The sequence below is a fragment of the Streptomyces sp. CG4 genome (assembly GCF_041080655.1).
In the GTDB taxonomy this organism is placed as follows: Bacteria; Actinomycetota; Actinomycetes; order Streptomycetales; family Streptomycetaceae; genus Streptomyces.
In genome coordinates this window covers 5,134,778-5,150,079 of sequence record NZ_CP163525.1, presented here as the reverse complement: position 1 = coordinate 5,150,079, position 15,302 = coordinate 5,134,778, and the positions used below count along the sequence as shown (strand labels likewise).

Genomic DNA, 15,302 nt, shown 5'->3' with positions numbered 1-15,302 from the left:
TCCGGAACAATGCCCCTTAACGCTTGGGATGCGGCGAACTACGCTGGGTTTACGAATGCCGCGTGGTTATGCCAGCGCGGCAGCCGTCTGTGTCGAGGGGTGGCGCATGTCCAGGGAGCAACGCGGGCCGAACGAAAAGCTCGGCGCCGTTCTCGCCCTCGCGGGAATCAGCAACGCAGGACTCGCACGACGCGTCAACGACCTTGGCGCACAACGCGGGTTGACTCTTCGCTACGACAAAACCTCCGTGGCGCGCTGGGTGTCGAAGGGGATGGTGCCGCAGGGCGCGGCGCCGCACCTCATCGCGGCCGCCATCGGACAGAAGCTCGGCCGCCCGGTGCCGCTCCACGAGATCGGCCTGGCGGACGCGGATCCCGCCCCCGAAGTGGGCCTCGCCTTCCCCAGAGACGTAGGGCAGGCGGTGAAGTCGGCGACGGAGCTGTACCGTCTCGACCTCGCCGGGCGCCGGGCCGGCTCCGGCGGCATCTGGCAGTCGCTCGCCGGATCGTTCGCAGTGAGCGCATACGCAACGCCTGCCTCACGCTGGCTGATAACCCCCGCCGACAGCTCGGTCGCGCGGGAGGCGGGCTCCGCCGAGGGCTCCGGCGCACCGATCAAAGTCGGCCACAGTGATGTACAGAAGCTGCGGGAGGCCGCCGAGGACGCCCGGCGCTGGGACTCCAAGTACGGCGGCGGGGACTGGCGTTCGTCGATGGTGCCGGAGTGCCTGCGGGTGGAGGCGGCGCCGCTGCTGCTCGCCTCCTACTCCGACGAAGTGGGCCGTGCGCTCTTCGGGGCCTCCGCCGAACTCACCCGGCTCGCCGGGTGGATGGCCTTCGACACCGGCCAGCAGGAGGCCGCGCAGCGGTACTACATCCAGGCGCTGCGGCTCGCGCGCGCGGCGGCGGACGTGCCGCTCGGGGGCTATGTGCTCGCCTCCATGTCGCTCCAGGCGACGTATCGCGGCTTCGGCGACGAAGGGGTCGACCTGGCGCAGGCCGCGCTGGAGCGGAACCGGGGGCTGGCGACGGCCCGCACGATGAGTTTCTTCCGGCTGGTGGAAGCGCGGGCACACGCGCGTGCGGGCGATGCGCAGGCGGCGGGTGCGGCACTGAAGGCGGCGGAGGGGTGGCTCGAGCGATCCCGGGAGGGCGACAACGATCCTTCTTGGCTTGGTTTTTATGGCTATGACCGGTTTGCCGCCGATGCGGCCGAGTGCTACCGGGATCTGAAGGCGCCCCGGCAGGTGCGGCGCTTCACCGAGCAGGCGCTGTCGAAGCCGACCGAGGAGTTCGTGCGCTCGCACGGACTGCGGCTGGTGGTGTCGGCCGTCGCCGAGCTGGAGTCCGGGAATCTGGACGCCGCGTGCGAGCAGGGGGTGCGGGCCGTGGAGGTGGCCGGGCGGATCTCCTCGGCCCGGACGACCGAGTATGTGAAGGATCTGCTGCACCGGCTGGAGCCGTACGGCGACGAGCCGCGGGTGGTGGAGCTGCGGGAGCGGGCCAGGCCCCTGCTGATGGCCCCGGCATGAGAACCGTCACCGCCTGCGTTTGAAGGCATTGTCAGTGGCGCAGTGCACTATCGAGGTGGGAGGTGGTGCAGGTGCCGGTCGAGGCGTACGACTGTGATGTGCTCGTGATCGGTGGGGGGATCGTCGGGCTGTCCACGGCGTATGCGATCACCCGGGCCGCACCGGGCACACGGGTGACCGTGCTGGAGAAGGAACCGGGCCCGGCCCGGCACCAGACGGGCCGCAACAGCGGGGTCATCCACAGCGGGATCTATTACAAGCCGGGCTCGCTCAAGGCGCGGTATGCCGTGCGGGGCGCCGCCGAGATGGTGAAGTTCTGCGCCGAGTACGGCATCGCGCACGCCGTCACCGGCAAGCTGATCGTCGCCACGGAGCGGGAGGAGCTGCCCCGGCTGCACGCCCTCGTGCAGCGCGGGCGGGAGAACGGCATTCCGGTGCGGGAGCTGGGCCCCGCCCAGATCGGGGAGTACGAGCCGGAGGTCCGGGGACTGGCGGCCATACATGTCGGCACGACCGGCGTGTGCGACTTCGTGGGCGTCGCGCGCCAGCTGGCGCAGGCCTCGGGGGCGGAGATCCGGTACGGCGCGCGGGTCGTCCGGGTGGACCGGCGGCCGGAGCGGGGCGTGGCCGTGCTCACCGCCGGCGGCGAGATCGTCCGCGCCCGCGTGCTGGTGAACTGCGCCGGGCTGTACTGCGACGAGCTGGCGCGGCTGACCGGGGACGAGCCCGGGGTCCGGATCGTGCCGTTCCGCGGTGAGTACTACGAGCTGGCGAGGCCCGAGCTCGTGCGGGGGCTGGTGTATCCGGTGCCGGATCCGGCGTTCCCGTTCCTCGGGGTGCATCTGACCCGGGGCATCGACGGGGGTGTGCACATCGGACCCAACGCGGTGCCGGCGCTGGCCCGGGAGGGGTACGGCTGGGGGGTCGTACGCCCCCGGGAGCTGGCCGGGACCGTGGCCTGGCCGGGGTCGTGGGCGATCGCCCGGCGGCACTGGAGATACGGCGCCGGGGAGCTGCACCGCTCGCTGTCGAAGGGGGCGTTTCTGGAGGCCGTGCGGAGGCTGTTGCCCGGGGTCGAGGGCGACGACCTGGTGCGGGCCCCGGCCGGGGTGCGGGCGCAGGCGGTGTTGCGGGACGGGACCCTGGTGGACGACTTCCTGATCCGGGAGGGGAGCCGGGCGGTGCACGTGCTCAACGCACCGTCTCCGGCGGCTACAGCTTCGCTGCCGATCGGCAGGGAGATCGGGCGTCGGGTGCTGGACATGCTCGGCTCGCTGTAGGCGTCGTACGGCCGGAAGGGCACCCTCGTAGAGCGCCGTAAAATCGGAAGCACTGTGTCTGACTTCCTCAACGCCACCGAAGCTCCCGAAGCCCCCGCGTCGGCCCCCCACGCCCCAGGTGTCTCCGTTCGGCATACCCGGGCCAAGGGGGAGCCGCGGTTTCCGGACGGGCCCAAGGCGGATCCCGCCGGGTCGCACTTCGAGCGGCGGATCCGGAGTTTTCAGCCGCGGCGGAGCCGGGTGACCGCGGGGCAGGCCGATGCGTTGCAGCGGCTGTGGCCCCAGTGGGGGCTCGACATCGACGGGCAGCAGGTCATCGATCTCGGTGAGCTGTTCGGGAACGACAAGCCCGTCGTGCTGGAGATCGGCTTCGGGATGGGCGAGGCCACCGCGCAGATGGCCGCCGGGGCCCCGGACACCAACATCCTCGCCGTCGACGTGCACACACCGGGTCAGGGGAATCTGCTGAACCTCGCCGACCGGAAGGGGCTGGCGAACGTCCGGGTCGGCAACGGCGACGCGATCATCCTGCTCCGGGAGATGCTCACCCCCGACGCGCTCGACGGGCTGCGGGTGTACTTCCCGGACCCCTGGCCCAAGAAGCGGCATCACAAGCGGCGGCTCATCCAGCCCGAGTTCCTGACGCTGGCCGCGACCCGGCTGAAGCCCGGTGCGCTCGTGCACTGCGCGACCGACTGGGAGCCGTACGCCGAGCAGATGCTGGAGGTGCTCACCGCGCACCCCGACTTCGAGAACACACAGGCGGACGGCGGTTTCGCGCCGCGCCCCGAGTTCCGGCCGCTGACCCGTTTCGAGGGTCAGGGACTGGACAAGGGACATGTGGTGAACGATCTGCTGTTCCGTCGCGTACCGCACCAGGACCGATCACGCGAACCGCACCAGGGCTGATAAACCGCTCCAGCCCCTCGTCCCGTCACCGTTAGGGTCGATGCCGTGGCCACCAGTCCTCCGTTTCCGACGTATCCCCCGGGCCCCGAGGGCCTGGTGCTCCGCCATCCGCACTGGTGGCAGCGCAGGTGGGTGCGGTACGGGGCGCTGATCACGCTGCTGGCGCTGTCCGGTCTGGTCATCCTCGCGCTGGTGCGCCGGCAGACCGGTACCGAGGGGTTTCTCGTCGGGATCGGGCTGGCCATGCTGCCCGTGCCCTGGCTCATAGCCGCCTTCCGCTGGCTGGACCGGGTGGCGCCGGGCCCCTGGCGGAATCTGATCTTCGCCTTCGCCTGGGGCGCGTGCGCGGCCGCGCTGATAGCGATCGTCGCCAACAGTTTCGCGACCAAGTGGATAGCCACCGCCACCGCCGATCCGGCCAGTGCGAACACCCTCGGCGCCACCGTGATAGCGCCCATCGTGGAGGAGTCCGCCAAGGCCGCGGCCGTCCTGCTCGTCTTCCTCTTCCGCCGACGCGACTTCACCGGGATCGTGGACGGGGTGGTGATAGCGGGGATCACCGCCACCGGGTTCGCGTTCACCGAGAACATCCTCTACCTGGGTACGGCCTTCGGGACCGACCAGCTCACCGGCGACGGCGGCATCGCCTCCGTCACCGCCGCCACCTTCTTCGTGCGCATCGTGATGTCCCCGTTCGCGCACCCCCTGTTCACCACCCTCACCGGCCTCGGCTTCGGCATCTCCGCGCTCTCCGCCGAGCGCCAGCGCGTCCGGCGGGTGCTGCTGCCGCTGTGCGGTCTGCTGCTCGCGATGAGCATGCACGCCTTCTGGAACGGTTCCTCCACCTTCGGCGAGTTCGGGTTCTTCGCCGTCTACGGCGCGTTCATGGTGCCCGTGTTCGGGCTGCTGACCTGGCTCGCGATCTGGACGCGGCAGCGGGAGCTGCGGACCGTGCGGGAGGAGCTGCCGGCGTATGTGCTGGCCGGGTGGCTGGGGCCGGCCGAGCCGTTCGCGCTCGGGTCGATGGCGGCGCGGCGGACGGCCCGCGACTACGCCCGGCACCACCACGGCCGGACGGCGGCGCGGGCGGTGGCGCAGTACGAGGCGTACGCCACGTCGCTCGCGTTTCTGCGGCGCCGGGGGCGCCAGGGGAAGGCCGGGGCCGACTTCGTCGTACGGGAGCGGGAGCTGCTGGACGAGCTGTGGAAGCGGCGGGACACGGCCCGGACCGCATTGGAGTATGCGGCCCGGGCGGCCGCGCCGGCCTGGCCGGTGCACGCGGCACCAGTGGCGACGGCGTGGCCGGGGTACGGATATCCGGCGGCGCCCTACTCCGTGTACAACCCGTACCGGTCGTAGCCCTCCGGGTCGCCGATAGTCCGGCACCGCCGGAACACGCCGTCGCGGCGGAAAGGTGACCTACGGGTGCCTTACGCCGACGCCTCCGTCAGGCTCGCCGCCTCCTCGTCCGTCAGCTTCAGGTCCGCCGCCGCCAGCAGAGCCGGGAGCTGGTCGACGGTGCGGGCCGAGGCGATCGGGGCGGTGATGGTCGGCTGGGCGGCCAGCCAGGCGAGGGCGACCGTGGCGACGGGGGCGTCGTGCGCGGCGGCGATCTCGTCCAGGGCCGCGAGGACCTTGTGGCCGCGCTCGGAGTCCGCGTACTGCTGGGCCCGGTTCGCGCGGGCGCTGTCGACCGTCGCGCCGGGGCGGTACTTGCCGGTCAGGAAGCCCGCGGCGAGCGAGAAGTAGGGCACCGCGGACAGGCCCTCCTTGGCGGCCAGGTCCTGCAGCGGGCCCTCGTAGGTGTCGCGGGAGACCAGGTTGTAGTGCGGCTGGAGGGCGACATAGCGGGCCAGGCCCTCGCGGTCGGAGAAGTCGAGGGAGGCCTTGAGGCGCTCGGGGCTGATGTTGGAGGCGGCGATGTGCCGGACCTTGCCGGCCTTCACCAGCTCGTCGAGGGCGCCGATGATCTCCTCGACCGGCACCTCGGGCTGGTCGAAGTGGGTGTAGTAGAGGTCGATGTAGTCGGTGTCCAGACGGCGCAGGGAGGCGTCGGCGGCGGCCTTGATGTTGGCGGCGGACAGGCCCTGGTACTCGGGGTGCTGGCTGACCTTGGTGGCGATGACGACGCGGTCCCGGTTGCCGCGCGCCTTGACCCACTTGCCGATGATCGTCTCCGACTCGCCGCCCTTGTTGCCCTCGATCCAGGCGGTGTAGGAGTCGGCGGTGTCGACGAAGTTGCCGCCCGCCGCCGCGTAGGCGTCGAGGACGGCGAAGGAGGTCTCCTCGTCGGCGGTCCAGCCGAAGACGTTGCCGCCGAGGCAGAGCGGGAAGACCTCGAGGTCGGAAGAGCCGAGTGTGCGCAAAGACGTCATGTTCCACATCAACGCCGACGGTGGATGATCTCATTCCGCCGCCGGCGTCGCGTTCACACGCATGCCATGGTCAGGGGTTGAGGCCCTTGTCGCGCAGCCACGGCGCCGGGTCGATGGCGGACGCCTGGCCGTTCGGGTGGACCTCCAGGTGGAGGTGCGGGCCGGTGACGTTGCCGGTGGCGCCGATGCGGCCGATGACATCGCCGGTGGAGACCTTCTGGCCGACCGAGACGTTGATCGAGGACTGGTGGCAGAACCACAGCTCGGTGCCGTCGTCCAGGGTCAGGATGGTGCGGTAGCCGTAGGCGCCGGCCCAGCCGGCCTCGGTGATCGTGCCGCTGTGGACGGCCTTGATGAGGGTGCCGGTGGGGGCGGCGAAGTCGAGACCGGTGTGGTAGCCGGAGGACCACATCGCGCCGGGCTGACCGAAGGTGCCGGTGATCGTGTACGAGACGACGGGCAGCTGGTACTGCTTGGCCAGCTCCGCCAGCCGCTTGGCCTCGGCCGCCTGCTCGGCGTCGGCCTCCGCCTTCTGCTTGGCGGCGGCAGCCTTGGCCGCGGCCTCCTTCTCCGCCTTGGCCGCCGCGTCGGCGGTCTGCTTCTCGGCGGCGGCGGTGGCCTTGCTGTCGGCCTTGCTCTGCTGATGCTCGGCCTGGGCCATGATCCGGTTGCGCAGGGCCTCGCCGGCATCGCCGCTGTCACCGCTGTCGGTGGTCACGCCGACCTTGCTGAGCCCGGTGGCGGTGGCCTGGTGCTGGTGGGCGGAGTCCTCGCCGAAGAAGTGGGTCACCGAGTCGGGCAGGGATATGGAGACCGGCGGCTTGCCGGTGTTGGCGCTGGCCATGCCGCCCGCGCCGACGGCGGCCATCACACCGACGCCGAGGACGGTGGAGCTGCGCGCGAATCCGCCGCGCTGCTTGGCGACGCGGTGCCGGCCGCGGACGGGGTTGAGGGATTCCTCGGTGGGGTTCCACTCCTCCCAGGGGCCCTCCTCCGCACGGTAGGCGCCGTAGCCGAAGGTATCCGGCTCGGCTTGCGCGGGCTCGAACGGGGCTTCTGGGGCGGGCCGGTTGGACGCCACTCGGGCGTGCTCCTTTCCTTCCTCCGCCTACCGGGTTAGCTGACGGGTTCGGAGCAGGAAGGTCTCCTACGCGCGTATACCGGGCGTGGACTCGACGAGTTCACGTCAGTATGCGCGTGATTCACCCCAAGGTGGTGGTTCCCCGGTTCCCTTACGGGATTCGGCGCGTGCGCACGGAGCCGCCTCTTGTGACGGCTGGGACGACCGCGCTGCGTTATCGAACGTTAATAGACCTCAGAGTCACTTTCCAAGCCGTTCGGCTTGATCATTAACGCTTTCCAGTGGGGACTTACCGGTCACGACCGCTGCAAATCGGGCGAGTTGGTCGCCGTTCAGGAGTATCCGGGTTTTTGATGGTGTCTCAGATGTTATGCGGAGGGCGGTCGTCCGGTCACCGTGGGTGAAGACGATCAGGGCCCGACCGCGGGGCGGCCGGGGCGAGGAGGACATGCCGCGGTTAACCGGTGTGCAAGCTGTCCTGCGCATGGCGTACACTGGAGTCACAACGACGCGGGGTGGAGCAGCTCGGTAGCTCGCTGGGCTCATAACCCAGAGGTCGCAGGTTCAAATCCTGTCCCCGCTACTGAAGGCCCAGGGCCCGGAAACCAATGGTTTCCGGGCCCTGGGTGTTTTCACCGGCCCTGAGCATCCTCCGGGCGCGTCACTCCACCAGATGCCTGTTCGGCGCCTTGGCCTGCTCCTCGCACTCCGGCAGTACGACCACCTCGGCGCCCCCCTTCACCAGCACCCCGGTCCCGTCGGCCGCGTCCACGAACGTGTCCGGCTCCTGCCACGCCGTGACCACCCGCCGTACCCCCGCCCGGAGGATCAGCTCGGAGCACGGCGCGGGGCGGGAGGCGCGCCGGGCGCACGGCTCCAGGCTGCTGTAGACGGTGGCGGTGGCCAGCCGCGGGTCCGCCGGGTCGAGCTTGGCCAGCGCCGCCTCCTCGGCGTGGACCACGGGGTCGGCCCCCTCGCGCGAGTGGCCACGGGCCAGCTCCGTACCGTCGGCGGCGACCACCACCGCACCCACGCTGAACGCCGTGGGCGAGGGCGGGCACAGCGCGGCGAGTTCGCAGGCGGTGCGCAGCCAGTGGCGGTCGGCGGCGGTGGGGAGCGGCCCGGTGCCGGGGGCCGTGGGCTCGTAGCGCATGAGGACCACGTCCTCGATCCGGCGGGTCTCGGTCAGCCGCAGCCGGCCGGACTGGTAGCCGCCCGGGCCGAACAGGCGGGGCGCGGCCGGGTCGCCGACGAACAGCGGGGCGAGGACCAGCTGCAGCTCGTCGGCGAGGCCCTGCCGCAGCAGCTGGGTGTGGACCGTGCCGCCGCCCTCGACCATCAGCCGCCGTACGCCGCGCACGTCGTGCAGGTGGGACAGCACGGCGCGCCAGTCGAGCTCGGGGCCGAGCGGGACGACGTCGGCGGTGCCGCCGAGGCGGCGGGTGGCTTGCTCGGCACCCTGGTCGGTCGTGTAGACGAGCTTGTCGCCGCCGGTGTGCCAGAACTTTGCGTCGGGGTCGAGGGCACCGGTGGCGGTGACGGTCACCTTCAGCGGATACTCCGACCGGCCCTCCCGGAGGCGGGCCGCGCGGCGCTCGGCGGAGTTGACCAGCAGCCGCGGGTTGTCGGCGCGGATGGTGCCGGCGCCGATGAGGATGGCGTCGACCGAGGCCCGTACCGCGTCGACCCGGTCGAAGTCGGCCGGACTGGACAGCAGCAGCCGCTCGGGGCCGGTGTCGTCCAGGTAGCCGTCGAGGGAGACGGCGGCGGACAGCAGCACGTACGGGTACGGCATCGGCGTGCTCTCCCTGGGAAGTGGCGAAGTCGGCCTTGGTTCAAGTTTGAAACAAACCTACACTGGCGGCATGACGACCCGCTGGCTCACCCCCGAGGAGCAGCGCGCCTGGCGCGCGTATCTCGCCGCGACGCACCTCCTGGAGGACGCGATCGACCGACAGCTCCAGCAGGACGCCGGCATGCCGCACCTGTTCTACTCCGTGCTGGCCAATCTGTCCGACGCGCCCGACCGGCGGCTGCGCATGACCGACCTCGCCGAGACACTGAAGATCACGCGCAGCCGGCTGACCTATGCGGTGACCCGTCTCGAACGGGACGGGCTGGTGCGCCGGGAGAACTGCCGCTGGGACAAGCGCAGCAGCATCGCCGTGCTGACGGACGAGGGGATGGCCGTGCTGGAGCATACGGCGCCCGGACACGTCGCGACCGTGCGCGCCACCCTGTTCGACCGGCTCACGCCGGAGCAGGTGGGGCAGCTGGAGGAGATCTTCACGGGGGTCGCGCGCGGCCTGCAGGGCGACGAGGGCGGCGACGCCGGGACGGACGACGTCCCGTGGCGGCGCCGGTCGTCCTGCTCCGGTTCCTGAGTCCCACGGCGCCCATCGGGACCCAGTCGCACCCACCGGGCACCCACCCGCACCCACTGGCACCCGTAAGTCACACCCGACACCCGGAAAACAATTGCTTTAAGTTTGAAACATGGATAGGGTTCCCTCCGAACCCGCTGCTTCAAATCTGAAGCAGCTGCCGCTCTCGGAGGGACCCGCATGCCCGACACCCCCGCCGCCACGCCGCGCGCCCGCGTCCGGGTACCGCTGCGCTTCCACGACGGCTACAGCGTGGACGCCGAACTCGTCACCTTCCACGGCCTGGCCGACGGTCAGGAGCACGTCGCCGTCGTCCTCGGCGACCCGGCCCCGGGCTCCGTCCCGCTGGTGCGACTGCACTCCGAGTGCCTGACCGGTGACGTCTTCGGCTCGGCCCGCTGCGACTGCGGTCCCCAGCTGCGCGAGGCGGTCGAGCGCATCGCCGACCGCGGCGGCGTCCTGCTCTATCTCCGCCAGGAGGGCCGCGGCATCGGCCTCTACAACAAGCTCGACGCCTACGCCCTGCAGGACCAGGGCCTCGACACCTACGAGGCGAACGCCGCGCTCGGCCTGCCGGAGGACGCCCGCGACTACACGGCCGCCGGGCAGATGCTCACCGCGCTCGGCATCGAGGAACTGGACCTGCTGTCCAACAACCCCGACAAGGCGGAGCAGTTGCGCGAACTGGGCGTCGTCGTACGGGACCGGGTGCCGACCGGCGTCTTCACCACGGCCCACAACGTCCGCTACCTGCGCGCGAAGGTCCTGCAGACCCGCCACACCCTGCCGCTGGCCGAACTGACGGAACGGAACGCGGGCTGACGGCCAGCGGGGACGACGGGCGGGCGGGGATGACGGGCGGGCGGGGATGACGGGCGGGCGGGACGACCGGTAGGTGGGACGACGGCCTGGGGGGCGACGGCCGGCCGGGCGACCGGCAGGGGGGACGACGGCCTGGGGGGACGCCGGCCTGGGGGACGCCGGCCTGGGGGGACGACGGGCAGGTGGGACGACCGCCGGCCGGGACCGCGGTCAGGCGGGCTGTCGCCGGCCGGGACGACCGGCAGGTGGGGCAACCGGCAAGTGGGACGACCTGCAGGTGAGACGACCGCTGGCCGGGACGACCCCAGTGGGACGACCGCCAGGTGGGACGACCGCCAGGTGGGACGACCGCCAGGTGGGACGACCGCCAGGTGGGAAGACCGCCGGCCGGGGAGGACCGCCAGGTGGGACGACGGGCAGGTGGGACGACCGTCGCCCGGGACCGCGGTCAGGCGGGCTGCCGCCGGCCCGGCAGCCGCATGGCGGGCAGTGCCGCCAGGGCCAGCAGGGTCGCCGCCACGGCGTACGTGGTGCGGAAGCCGGCCGGGGACATGCCCGCCTGACCCAGCACCACCGACAGGACGGCCGTTCCGACGGACGCGCCCAGCTGGGAGTTGATGCTCAGCGCGGTGCTCGCCGCCGCCAGCCGGTCCCCGGGCAGCTCCCGGCTCGCGGTGGTCATCGTCGGCAGCAGCACCACGCCGACGCCGAGGCCCAGCACCATCGCCGAGGCGACGATCCGCCAGGGCGCGACCCCGGGCACCCCGGTCTGCCAGGCCAGCAGCGCCATCCCGAAGGCGGCCACCGCGATGCCGGCCGGGATCAGCCGGCGCGGCGCCACCTTGTCGATCCGCCGCGCCGCGAACTGCATGGTCGTACCGACGACAAGACCCGTCGGCACGCCCAGCAGCCCTGCCGCCGTGGCGCTCAGGCCGCGCTCCTGCTGCCAGTACAGCGGGCCGAGCAGCATCGCGCCGAAGTAGCCGCAGGTGAACAGCGCGAGCGTGCCGATACCGGCGGCGAAGGTGCGATCGCGCAGCAGCCGCAGGTCCAGCAGGGGTGCGGACGCGGTGAGGGCCCGGCGTACGAAGCCCGCCGCGAGGGCCGCGCCGGCAAGGGCCGGCACGAGGGCGCCGGGTGCGAGCAAGTCGCCGCGCTCGCCGCCCCGGGCCAGGCCGTACAGGAGCAGGGCGAGGCCGGGCGAGAGCATCAACAGGCCGGGCAGGTCCAGCCGGGCAGCGGTACGCCCGGTCGCGGTCGTGGGGTCGGTTCCGGGCGCCGGATCGGTTCCGGTCACCGGATCGGATGCGGTTGTGGGGCCGGTCGCGGTCGTCGGGCCAGTCCCGGACGCCGGGCCGATCCCGGACGTCAGGCCTGTCGCGGACACCAGATCGGTCGCGGACGTAGTGCCAGTCCCAGACGTCAGTCCGGTCCCGGACGCCGGATCAGTACCGGACGCCGGATCGGTCGCGATCGTCGGGCCAGTCCCAGACGTCAGGCCGATCCCAGACGCCGGGCCAGTCCCGCTCGCCGGATCGGTCGCGGACGCCGAGCCGATCCCGGACGCCGAGCCGATCCCGGACGCCGAGCCGATCCCGGACGCCGGGCCGGTCGCAGTCGTCGGGCCAGTCCCGAGCGCCGGGCCGGTCGCGATCGTCCGGCCAGTCCCAGACGCCGGGCCGGTCGCGATCGTCGGGCCAGTCCCAGACGCCGGGCCGATCCCAGACACCGGATCGGTCGCGGACGCTGGGCCGGTCCCGGGCGTCTGCGCGTCGGGCGGCAGCAGTCGTAGTCCGAGTGCCAGGGCGAGGGCGCCGACGGGTACGTTGACCAGGAAGATCCAGTGCCAGGAGGCGGCGTCGACCAGCCAGCCGCCGAGCACCGGGCCGGCGACCGGCCCGACGAGGATGGGCAGCCCGCCCACGGCCATCGCACGGCCTAGCCGGCTGCGGTCGGCGGCGCCCATCACCATCGTCATGCCGACCGGTTGCAGCAGCCCGCCGCCGAGCCCCTGCACCGCCCGGAAGGCGATGAGGCTGCCCGCGTCCCAGGCGCACGCGGCGAGGAGCGAGCCGAGGGTGAAGAGGATGAGCGCGGTCAGATAGGTGCGCTTGGCGCCGAGCCGGGCCATGGCCCAGGCGGCGGTCGGGATGACGGCGGCCAGCGCGAGTGTGTACGCGGTGGCGGTCCACTGGATGGTCTGCAGCGAGGCGCCGAAGGACTGCGAGAGTCGGCGCATCGCGACGTTGACGATCGTCATGTCGAGCACCGCCATCACCGAGCCGATGACGGTGACGGCCAGGGTGCGGTTCAGGGCCGTGGCCGGGCTTCCCAGGCCCAGCAGGGCTCCCGGGGCCCCCGGGTTCGCCGGGTTCGGACCCGGCAGGGCCGGTGCCGTGGCGGGCGTGGTCGTACGCATCTCCCCCACCTCTCCTCCCCCGCCCTCAGCCGGCGTACGGGCGTTCGGCCCGCGCGGCTCGCAACGCCCGCCCCCACCAGGTGAGTTGACCGAGCATGCCCTTCACGGCGCCGGTGCACACGGTCGCGTCCCGGGGTGTGCCGTCCTCCCCGAGGCCGGACCAGGGGCCGTGCAGGCTGACCGAGTCGCGCACAGTCATGGCGTGCAGTTCGGCGAAGACCAGCCGGAGCTGTTCGACCGCGCGCAGCCCGCCGCCGAGGCCGCCGTACGACACGAAGCCGACCGGCTTGGCATGCCACTGGGCGTGGTGCCAGTCGATGAAGTTCTTCAGGGACGCCGGGAAACTGTGGTTGTACTCGGGCGTGACGACGACGAACGCGTCGGCGGCGGCGAGCCGCGGCGAGACGTCCCGCAGCAGGGCGGCGACGGCGGGGCTCGGCGTGCCGCCCCAGCCGGGCAGCACCAGCGACAGGTCGACCTCGGCGAGGTCGATGACGTCGAGGTCGAGGCCGGCGTCACCGGCGGCGGCGAGGAACCAGTCGGCGACGGCCCGGCCCTGCCGGCCCTCCCGGACGCTGCCCACGAGGACCGCTACGCGCAGCGGTGTCTCGCCGGCGGACAGGCCTTCATCAACCGGTACGGCTTCATCAACCGGCACAGCTTCAACGGCGGATACCGCCTCATCGACGGTTACGGCCTCATCGACGCATACGGCTTCGTTGCTGGTGACAGACACAGGTGTCCCCCTTCTCCTGGTGGGCCGGCCGCCCGTCGCGGCCTCCCGCACAGCAAAGTACAACGGCCGTTGTAGAAAATACAACGCACGTTGTAAGTCGGATAGAGTGGCTGGTCACTAGGAGGCAGGTGTGGGCGAAACGAACGAGTCCCGGCTGGCGCAGGCGCGACGCGAGGTCTCACCGCGCAAGCTGGAGAAGCAGATGGCGATCGCGAGCGCGTCCTGCACGCTCTTCGGCCGTGAGGGCTATGCGCGCGCCTCGATCGACGCGCTGGCCGCCGAGGCCGGCGTCTCGACGCGCACGCTCTACAACCACTTCCCCGGCGGCAAGGCACAGCTCTTCCAGACGGTGGTGACCTGGACGTCAAACGAAGTTCGCGACGCCCAACTGGCCCGTCTGCACGCCGTGTTGGACCCCGAGCGGCCACCGCGCGCCGAGGAGCTGGAACGTGATCTGGTCGCGCTGGCCCGCGCGTTCGTCGGCCTCATGACCGACTACCCGAACCACTTCGCACTCGTCCGCCACATCCATGCCGAGGCCGACCATGTGCCGCCGGAGGTCCTCAAGGCCTGGCACGAGGCCGGTCCGGGACCGGTCGGCCGGGCCGTCGCCGAGGCGATGACCCACCTCGCGGACGCCGGCCTGCTCGACACGCACGGCGACGCGGCCATGGCCGCCGCCCACTTCATGGCCCTGACCAGCCACACGATCGTCCAGTTCACCAACTACGGCGTCCATCCCCTCCCACCGGCGGAGACGGACCGGGTGATCAGGGGCGGCGTGGCGGCGTTCCTGCGGGCCTACGAGCCTGCGGGCGGGAAGGGATCACTCCCACCGGCTTAACATCAGCCCGGCGGGTGACCGCGGCCGCCCGTGGCGATCGCCGTCGGCTCAATCGCCGTCAGCTCAGCCGGCGGGTGCACGCTGCTCAGTGCGCTCCGCCGAGGAGTCCCTCCACCACCCGGCGCACCTTGCGGGCGGCGCCGTCGTCCCCGAGCCGCATGGCGATGTTGGTCGCGTTGCAGACGGCGTCCAGCTGGAACGCGGCCAACTCCACGTCCGGCGCGGCGAGGTCACCGGCGCCAACGGCCTGCCGAAGCTGTTCGGCGATCAGTTTCAGCCAGGCCTCGCGGTGGGCGAGCAGGGCGTCGCGGACCGCGCCGGGGCGGCTGTCGTAGGCGGGAAGGTTGGCGGACCAGAAGCATCCGCCCTCGAACAGGGGCGTCTGCGCGTAGGTGATCCAGTGCTCGGTCAGCGCTCGCAGCCGGGCGGCGCCCGCCGGGAAGGCCAGCGCGGGCTGCACCACGTTCCGCTCGAACTCGCGGTGCGCGCACTCGGCGGCGGCCAGCTGCAGGTTCTCCTTGGTGCGGAACAGCGTCTGGACACCGCTCTTGCTCAGCCCGAGGTCCGCGGCCAGCCGGCCGATGCTGAGCCCGTCGAGCCCCTCCAGCGAGGCGATGTCGACGGCGTGCCGGGCGACCCGCTGCCGGGCGCGCGCACCGCGCACCAGCCGCAGATCGGTCACCTCGGGCCCCTCCGCACCCAGGATGCCCCACCCCGCGCCGGGCTCCGGACCGTGCCGTTCGCTCTCCATTCCCGCCATCGTGCCACACTCGATGAAAGTTATACGACCAGTCGTACGCTTTCTTGCCTCGCCGGGCCGCCCGGCCGCTGGGCCACCCGGCCGTTGGGCCGCCCGGTGCTGGGGCGCTGAGGCACTGAGGGCCGCCGGACCGACAACTTCACTCGGAGTACTCTGACCGG

The 15,302-nt window shown here is 72.0% G+C and carries 13 protein-coding genes, 1 tRNA gene and 1 riboswitch; of the genes, 8 read left to right on the top strand and 6 right to left on the bottom strand.

All coding sequences use genetic code 11. The annotated features are described in order from the left end of the window. Window positions 1-106 precede the first annotated feature (106 nt). The 4 genes from AB5L52_RS23335 to AB5L52_RS23320 all read left to right on the top strand — a co-directional run bounded on the left by AB5L52_RS23335 (window position 107) and on the right by AB5L52_RS23320 (window position 5,079). Complete coding sequence (locus tag AB5L52_RS23335) at window positions 107-1,531, top strand: MFS transporter (RefSeq protein WP_351016430.1); 1,425 nt, start codon at window positions 107-109, stop codon at window positions 1,529-1,531. Window positions 1,532-1,593: 62 nt separating this feature from the next. Continuing rightward, on the top strand, window positions 1,594-2,811 hold the full coding sequence (lhgO, locus tag AB5L52_RS23330) for an L-2-hydroxyglutarate oxidase (RefSeq protein WP_351016433.1): 1,218 nt from the start codon (window positions 1,594-1,596) through the stop codon (window positions 2,809-2,811). Between the two features lie 54 nt (window positions 2,812-2,865). Continuing rightward, window positions 2,866-3,720: a tRNA (guanosine(46)-N7)-methyltransferase TrmB gene (trmB, locus tag AB5L52_RS23325; RefSeq protein WP_351016435.1), complete on the top strand. Its 855-nt coding sequence runs from the start codon at window positions 2,866-2,868 to the stop codon at window positions 3,718-3,720. 45 nt (window positions 3,721-3,765) lie between these two features. Beyond that, window positions 3,766-5,079, top strand: coding sequence for a PrsW family intramembrane metalloprotease (locus AB5L52_RS23320; protein ID WP_351016438.1), 1,314 nt, complete (start codon window positions 3,766-3,768; stop codon window positions 5,077-5,079). Window positions 5,080-5,150: 71 nt separating this feature from the next. On the opposite strand, the gene AB5L52_RS23315 is transcribed toward AB5L52_RS23320, so the two are convergent. Further along, window positions 5,151-6,095: an aldo/keto reductase gene (locus AB5L52_RS23315; protein WP_369365968.1), complete on the bottom strand. Its 945-nt coding sequence runs from the start codon at window positions 6,093-6,095 to the stop codon at window positions 5,151-5,153. 70 nt (window positions 6,096-6,165) lie between these two features. Next, window positions 6,166-7,176 (bottom strand): M23 family metallopeptidase, encoded by a 1,011-nt coding sequence (locus tag AB5L52_RS23310; protein WP_369365965.1) that lies wholly within the window; start codon window positions 7,174-7,176, stop codon window positions 6,166-6,168. Window positions 7,177-7,183: 7 nt separating this feature from the next. Continuing rightward, a riboswitch (cyclic di-AMP (ydaO/yuaA leader) is annotated at window positions 7,184-7,352 on the bottom strand. A gap of 333 nt (window positions 7,353-7,685) precedes the next feature. Between AB5L52_RS23310 and AB5L52_RS23305 the strand changes: the two genes are divergently transcribed. Further along, window positions 7,686-7,759 (top strand) — tRNA-Met (locus AB5L52_RS23305). A 78-nt stretch (window positions 7,760-7,837) separates the two neighbouring features. Here the strand turns inward: AB5L52_RS23305 and AB5L52_RS23300 are convergent. Further along, entirely contained in the window at window positions 7,838-8,971 is a 1,134-nt protein-coding gene (locus tag AB5L52_RS23300; protein ID WP_369365963.1) for a dihydrofolate reductase family protein, read from the bottom strand. A gap of 70 nt (window positions 8,972-9,041) precedes the next feature. On the opposite strand from AB5L52_RS23300, the gene AB5L52_RS23295 reads away from it, so the two are divergent. Together AB5L52_RS23295 and ribA are read left to right on the top strand one after the other, a co-directional pair. Continuing rightward, window positions 9,042-9,560: a MarR family transcriptional regulator gene (locus AB5L52_RS23295; protein ID WP_351016448.1), complete on the top strand. Its 519-nt coding sequence runs from the start codon at window positions 9,042-9,044 to the stop codon at window positions 9,558-9,560. A gap of 180 nt (window positions 9,561-9,740) precedes the next feature. After that, entirely contained in the window at window positions 9,741-10,382 is a 642-nt protein-coding gene (gene ribA / locus AB5L52_RS23290) for a GTP cyclohydrolase II (RefSeq protein WP_351016451.1), read from the top strand. Window positions 10,383-10,830: 448 nt separating this feature from the next. On the opposite strand, the gene AB5L52_RS23285 is transcribed toward ribA, so the two are convergent. Both AB5L52_RS23285 and AB5L52_RS23280 read right to left on the bottom strand, forming a co-directional pair. After that, window positions 10,831-12,801 carry an MFS transporter gene (locus AB5L52_RS23285; RefSeq protein ID WP_369365961.1) on the bottom strand — a complete coding sequence of 657 codons (1,971 nt, stop codon included), beginning with the start codon at window positions 12,799-12,801 and terminating at the stop codon, window positions 10,831-10,833. A gap of 25 nt (window positions 12,802-12,826) precedes the next feature. Then, window positions 12,827-13,459: an NADPH-dependent FMN reductase gene (locus tag AB5L52_RS23280; RefSeq protein WP_369365959.1), complete on the bottom strand. Its 633-nt coding sequence runs from the start codon at window positions 13,457-13,459 to the stop codon at window positions 12,827-12,829. A gap of 208 nt (window positions 13,460-13,667) precedes the next feature. Between AB5L52_RS23280 and AB5L52_RS23275 the strand changes: the two genes are divergently transcribed. After that, complete coding sequence (locus tag AB5L52_RS23275) at window positions 13,668-14,381, top strand: TetR/AcrR family transcriptional regulator (RefSeq protein WP_351016460.1); 714 nt, start codon at window positions 13,668-13,670, stop codon at window positions 14,379-14,381. Window positions 14,382-14,466: 85 nt separating this feature from the next. On the opposite strand, the gene AB5L52_RS23270 is transcribed toward AB5L52_RS23275, so the two are convergent. Next, a complete protein-coding gene (locus AB5L52_RS23270) occupies window positions 14,467-15,132 on the bottom strand; it encodes a TetR/AcrR family transcriptional regulator (protein WP_351016463.1) in 666 nt (221 codons plus the stop codon). Window positions 15,133-15,302 lie beyond the last annotated feature (170 nt).

Excerpts from the sequence above, each read along its gene's own strand:
- AB5L52_RS23335 (WP_351016430.1), top strand. The coding sequence starts at position 107 with ATGTCCAGGGAGCAACGCGGGCCGAACGAAAAGCTCGGCGCCGTTCTC.
- AB5L52_RS23315 (WP_369365968.1), bottom strand. The coding sequence starts at position 6,095 with ATGACGTCTTTGCGCACACTCGGCTCTTCCGACCTCGAGGTCTTCCCG.
- AB5L52_RS23300 (WP_369365963.1), bottom strand. The coding sequence starts at position 8,971 with ATGCCGTACCCGTACGTGCTGCTGTCCGCCGCCGTCTCCCTCGACGGC.
- AB5L52_RS23295 (WP_351016448.1), top strand. The coding sequence starts at position 9,042 with ATGACGACCCGCTGGCTCACCCCCGAGGAGCAGCGCGCCTGGCGCGCG.
- ribA (WP_351016451.1), top strand. The coding sequence starts at position 9,741 with ATGCCCGACACCCCCGCCGCCACGCCGCGCGCCCGCGTCCGGGTACCG.
- AB5L52_RS23285 (WP_369365961.1), bottom strand. The coding sequence starts at position 12,801 with ATGCGTACGACCACGCCCGCCACGGCACCGGCCCTGCCGGGTCCGAAC.
- AB5L52_RS23270 (WP_351016463.1), bottom strand. The coding sequence starts at position 15,132 with ATGGAGAGCGAACGGCACGGTCCGGAGCCCGGCGCGGGGTGGGGCATC.